Source organism: Candidatus Micrarchaeia archaeon, assembly GCA_041650355.1.
Lineage (GTDB): Archaea > Micrarchaeota > Micrarchaeia > Anstonellales > Bilamarchaeaceae > JAHJBR01.
In genome coordinates, this window is the sequence record JBAZLI010000075.1 from 1 (window position 1) to 4,548 (window position 4,548).

General features: G+C 52.5%; 5 protein-coding genes. 2 read left to right on the forward strand and 3 right to left on the reverse strand.

The genetic code is table 11. The features are described from left to right. The coding region (locus WC488_04710) for an ATP-dependent helicase (protein ID MFA5077701.1) at positions 1-2,037 on the reverse strand (2,037 nt) is incomplete at its 3' end. 115 nt (positions 2,038-2,152) lie between these two features. Here WC488_04710 and WC488_04715 point away from each other — a divergent pair. Beyond that, the gene (locus WC488_04715) at positions 2,153-2,464 is read left to right on the forward strand and encodes a hypothetical protein (GenBank protein MFA5077702.1); all 312 of its coding nucleotides are present in this window, start codon (positions 2,153-2,155) and stop codon (positions 2,462-2,464) included. A 315-nt stretch (positions 2,465-2,779) separates the two neighbouring features. On the opposite strand, the gene WC488_04720 is transcribed toward WC488_04715, so the two are convergent. Both WC488_04720 and WC488_04725 read right to left on the reverse strand, forming a co-directional pair. Beyond that, complete coding sequence (locus WC488_04720) at positions 2,780-3,235, reverse strand: hypothetical protein (GenBank protein ID MFA5077703.1); 456 nt, start codon at positions 3,233-3,235, stop codon at positions 2,780-2,782. A 13-nt stretch (positions 3,236-3,248) separates the two neighbouring features. After that, a complete protein-coding gene (locus tag WC488_04725; protein ID MFA5077704.1) occupies positions 3,249-3,767 on the reverse strand; it encodes a 50S ribosomal protein L15e in 519 nt (172 codons plus the stop codon). 123 nt (positions 3,768-3,890) lie between these two features. Between WC488_04725 and WC488_04730 the strand changes: the two genes are divergently transcribed. Next, positions 3,891-4,541 (forward strand): GAP family protein, encoded by a 651-nt coding sequence (locus tag WC488_04730; protein ID MFA5077705.1) that lies wholly within the window; start codon positions 3,891-3,893, stop codon positions 4,539-4,541. The last annotated feature ends 7 nt before the right edge of the window (positions 4,542-4,548 follow it).

Here is a 4,548-nt window from a genome sequence, read left to right on the forward strand (position 1 = left end):
GGCTACGTTGCACTTCTTCTTTTTCCCGAGTTCAAAGGCGAAGACGCGCGCAATCGCGTCGTTGGCCTTCCTTCCGCAGAGCGAATGGAATATGTAATTCGGGAATCCCTCGTCGTCCTTCCACTCTTCAACAAGGAATTCCTTCTCATCAGGGATTATGGAGAAGCGGGCCTGCTCTTGCAGGTATCCTGAAATGGCCTTTGCCGTTTTCCCATCAATCTGGAATTTCTCCATAAGGGCTTCTGCTTTCATCCCTGATGCGACAATCCTGAATTTCTCTATGGCCAGCGCAAGTTCGTAGGAAAGAGGGAGCGTTTCGGAAAACCAGGCCGGGACCGTGGGCCTCTTGCTTTCCGCCGGAACAACTGAAACGCGGTTCGCGTAGCTGCCCATGAATTCGTAGGTTTTCCCTCCTAGTACGAACACGTCCCCTAACAGAAGGTTTTCGGCAAAGCTCTCCTCAATTTCCCCTATGTATTTCTTGTCCGCAAAAACGAGTATTTTGGGCTCGTCAGGTATGGTGCCCATGTTCATGTAATAGATTGCGCGCGAGGATTTCCCGCGCTTTCCGAATTCCTCGCCCTCGTACCATATCTTCCCGTAAACGTAGCGCTCCTCGAGCATGGAGTAGAAGCCGCTCAGATACTTGAGAACGTCCTCGAAATCGTTTTTTTCCAAATCAGAGTAGCAGTAGCTTTTCCTTATGACTTCGAAAGCTTCGTCCTTTTTCCATTTCCTCTCCAGAGCCATGCCGAGCACGTGCTGGGCCAGGACGTCCAGCGCGTTCCTGTAAATGCGCACCTTGTCGAAGCGCCTGTTCCTCGCGCCGTAGGCCAAAACCACGTCCTCAATCAAATCGTCCCGGTCCAGTACCAGTATGATCCCTTTCGAGGTTTCGTGCAGCTTGTGCCCGCTCCGCCCTATGCGCTGGAGCGCGCGGGAAACGCTTTTCGGCGAGCCCAGGAGAATCACGACATCTATGCTCCCTATGTCTATCCCGAGCTCGAGGCTGGTGGATGAAACAACCACCTTCAGCTCGCCGCGCTTCAGCTTCTCCTCCACGTCCAGGCGGTGCTCGCGCGAGAGCGAGCTGTGGTGCGCCGCCACGTTCTCTATGTATTTCTGCCCGAATTTGGAGCCGAGATGGTAAACTACGCGCTCGGTGGCGCTTCTTGTGTTGGTGAAGATTAAGGTGGTCCTGTGCTCGGATATTATCTTGTCCAGGAGCTGGTACATCTGGGAGTTAGCTTTTTCAGCGGGCGTGTAAATCAAATCGTCTATTGGCGAGATTACTTCTATCTGCGTTTTTTTCAAATAGTTAACGTCTACTATGAGGCAGTCGCGCCCGACTCCCACGAGGAATTTCGCGACCTCTTCTAATGGATGCACGGTTGCGCTCAGCCCTATGCGCACGAAATCGCGTTTGCACCTTGCGGCGAGGCGCTCCAGGCTCAGGGAAAGGTGCACCCCGCGCTTGTTTTCCGCGAGCGCGTGTATCTCATCAACAATCACGTATTTCACGTTCTCCAGCTTCTCGGAAAATTTCGGGGCGTTGAGTATTATCGCCAAAGTTTCGGGGGTGGTTATGAGGATGTGCGGGGCTTTCCTGAGCATCTTGCTCTTCTCGCTTTGAGGGGTATCGCCGGTGCGCACTGCGACCCTTATTTCAGGGAATTTCCCGCCATGAGCTTCGTAAATTGCCCTTATTTCGGAAAGCGGCTCTTCCAGATTTCTCCTTATGTCGTTGTTGAGCGCCTTGAGCGGAGAGATGTAGAGGGCGTACACCCTGTCTTCGAGCTGTTCATTCCTGCCCATTCTTATTAGCTCGTTCACTATGGAGATGAACGCGGAGAGGGTTTTTCCGCTGCCAGTAGGTGAGGAAATCAGTACGTTTTTCCCCTCGCTTATTTCCATCACCGCGTATTTCTGCGGCGGGGTGAACTCCTTGTACTTGGACTTGAACCACTCGCGCACAGGGCCTTCCAGCATGGATTCAATCTCCAATTGGGAGTATTGCTTCTCGGCTTTTGAAATCATATGGAATTATTTGGGCTTGATTCGTATAAATAGGTAATCATTGGCATTGCTCCAGGTAAACACGCAAAAGTATCTTTTTTAAAACATTTGGGGCAATATAATATGCGGTGGGTAAATGGCAACTCCGGTACAGAAGCTCGGGAAAAAAATGGAAACAGATGCTAAAACATATCTTAATAAGCCAAAAATAGAGAGAGACCCGCGGACGTGCGACTTCAGGACAAAAACACCATTAGTATCTCCAATTCCAGATGTTCTTGGAGTATTCCGATGCAAGGCCGGGGAAGGCGCGGAATGCGAATGGATGGCGGTGGATGGAAACGATGGAAAACGCATATGTGTAGTTCCAACGGAAAAGGCGATGAAGGAAATGGAGGAAATTAGGACAAATGACCCCCGGCCCGTGCAAAAGCCGGAACAAAAGTAGAAAGGTGTTGATGATGAAACAACGGCGTTTACAGGTATCTTTAGCTATGATAGACCCCGGGGAGCAGCATCGCTGCAGGCATATCGGGCCGTTCAAAGGAGTGCGAGATGGGAAGGTGTTCTATAGGTGCCGACTCGGAGAAAGCGAAACCTGCCCGCATACAGGGCACGCGCGAGACCACAAAGGGAACGGACAGCGGCCAAAAAGGAGAGTCTGCATAATGCCGCCGGACGTGATTGAGACGAGAAGCAGAATAAATATGGACGCGCTTGAAGAGGCAACACATTTAAGGCGTGAAACGACCCAAAAAAAGGACTAATCCAAATAAGAACCTAATCTTTCCAGCGCGAATTTAGCCTGCCCCACGTTCAGGCCGAGCAAAGTTGCGATGTGGCACAGCTCCCGGCTGTTTCTCATTGAAAATTCGTCTTTCGCGAAGGAAGCGAACGCGAACGGTATTTCGTATTTTACGCATACGCGGACAAAACGGCGCATGCGCGCCATTTCAGTTGCGCGCTGCATCCCGTACGTTTCCATTATCCGGCTCAAATCAATCAAGAAGGCGGAATTTCCTGAGCCGAAAAGCTTCATCAGCCCGATGTCCTCTTTGTAATCCTCGAGCATGACCAGTTCCTTCTTGTTCTTGAGCTTCACGGCCTCGTCCAGGCTTTTCACTTTCGCGATTCTGCCTTTCACGTCCTCATAGAAATAGAGTTTGGAAAAATGAAAAGGTTCGGGCGAAATCCCTTTCGCCCGGATTATGTCGTACATGTCATACGCCCGTTCAGAGGCGCTGTTTCCTCCATCCGATTGCCTTCAGTCCTCTTGCCTTCCTGAGCTGGGAGGTGAGGCCGCGGAACGCCCTGCCTTTCCTGTTGAGCGCAGGCACGTCCTTCACCATGAGCGGGTCCGCGAGTATCACTTCGAAGAACTTGTAGTTCCCGTCTTCGCCGACCCAGTAGGAGTTGAGCACCTCGAGGTTCTTGTACATCCTGGCGACGCGCTGTTCGCCCATCGCCTGGTGGGAAATCTGCGGAGCCACGAAAAGGTAGCGGTGCCTGGGCTTCCTTCCGCCCCAGGTTCTCTGCCTTTTCCTCCTGCCCTTCTCCACCCTCACGCGGACTATCACGAAGCCGTTCTTGGCCTTGTATCCGAGCGTGCGGGCGCGGGGGAGGTTGCTGGGCTTGAGCACGCGCTCCATGGCGCCTGCTTTCCTCCACGCAACCACCTTCTGCTTGTAGAGCGGGTTCCTTTCCTTGTATTCCTTTTCCAGATTCGCTTTGATGTATTTGTATGCTCCCATTCATTTCACGTTTTTTCCGTTCAGCATTGCAGTAAGCTAGCCACATCCGGTTCTATCATTAATCAATAAGCACTCTATTTATTTTCCGAAGATTTTAAAAACCGGAGGATGGAAGAGTCAAAAATGCTGGAATTGCTTTTGAAGATAATCCCGCTCGGAATCGCGTCCACTTTGTCACCCGGCATACTCGCGGTCGTTATCGCAATCCTGAGCTCTAAGGAAAAGGCGGTGGAAAAAGCCGTGTTTTTTGCGGCCGGTTCCGCGGTTGCCGCGCTTCTCATAGTCGGCTTCGGGCTTTTCGCCGGCGGAGCTCCAACGGACGGGAAAACTGCGCCAATTTCATCATCTGCAGACCTGGTTCTCGGCGCGCTTTTAGTTCTTTTCGGCATAGCGTCCCTGAGGCACGGGCAGGAAAGGGACGGCATCCAAAGGAGGAACAAAGGAGCCGGCCCGCTCAGGTGGTTCTCGATAGCTTTCATACTCAATATAACCAATTTCGACGCGGTGCTGCTGCTTTTCACTGCTGTGCACCAGGTCGCGCAGGCCGGCGTGGGAAAAATTTACGAAATGGCCCTCGTGTCGGTCTCCTCGCTCTTTTTCCTGCTTCCGGCGCTCGCGCCGCTGGGGATGTACGTTCTCTTTCCCGGCAGGATGAAGCAGGTGCTTGAGCCGGTGCGCGCGAAGCTGCTGAAGTACGGAGGGGCTTTGTGCGCCGCGATATTCCTCGCGTTCGGCATCTACCTGCTGCTGAAGGGGGCAGGAATGATGCGGTAGCCCGGTT

Excerpts from the sequence above, each read along its gene's own strand:
- WC488_04715 (MFA5077702.1), top strand. The coding sequence starts at position 2,153 with ATGGCAACTCCGGTACAGAAGCTCGGGAAAAAAATGGAAACAGATGCT.
- WC488_04720 (MFA5077703.1), bottom strand. The coding sequence starts at position 3,235 with ATGTACGACATAATCCGGGCGAAAGGGATTTCGCCCGAACCTTTTCAT.
- WC488_04725 (MFA5077704.1), bottom strand. The coding sequence starts at position 3,767 with ATGGGAGCATACAAATACATCAAAGCGAATCTGGAAAAGGAATACAAG.
- WC488_04730 (MFA5077705.1), top strand. The coding sequence starts at position 3,891 with ATGCTGGAATTGCTTTTGAAGATAATCCCGCTCGGAATCGCGTCCACT.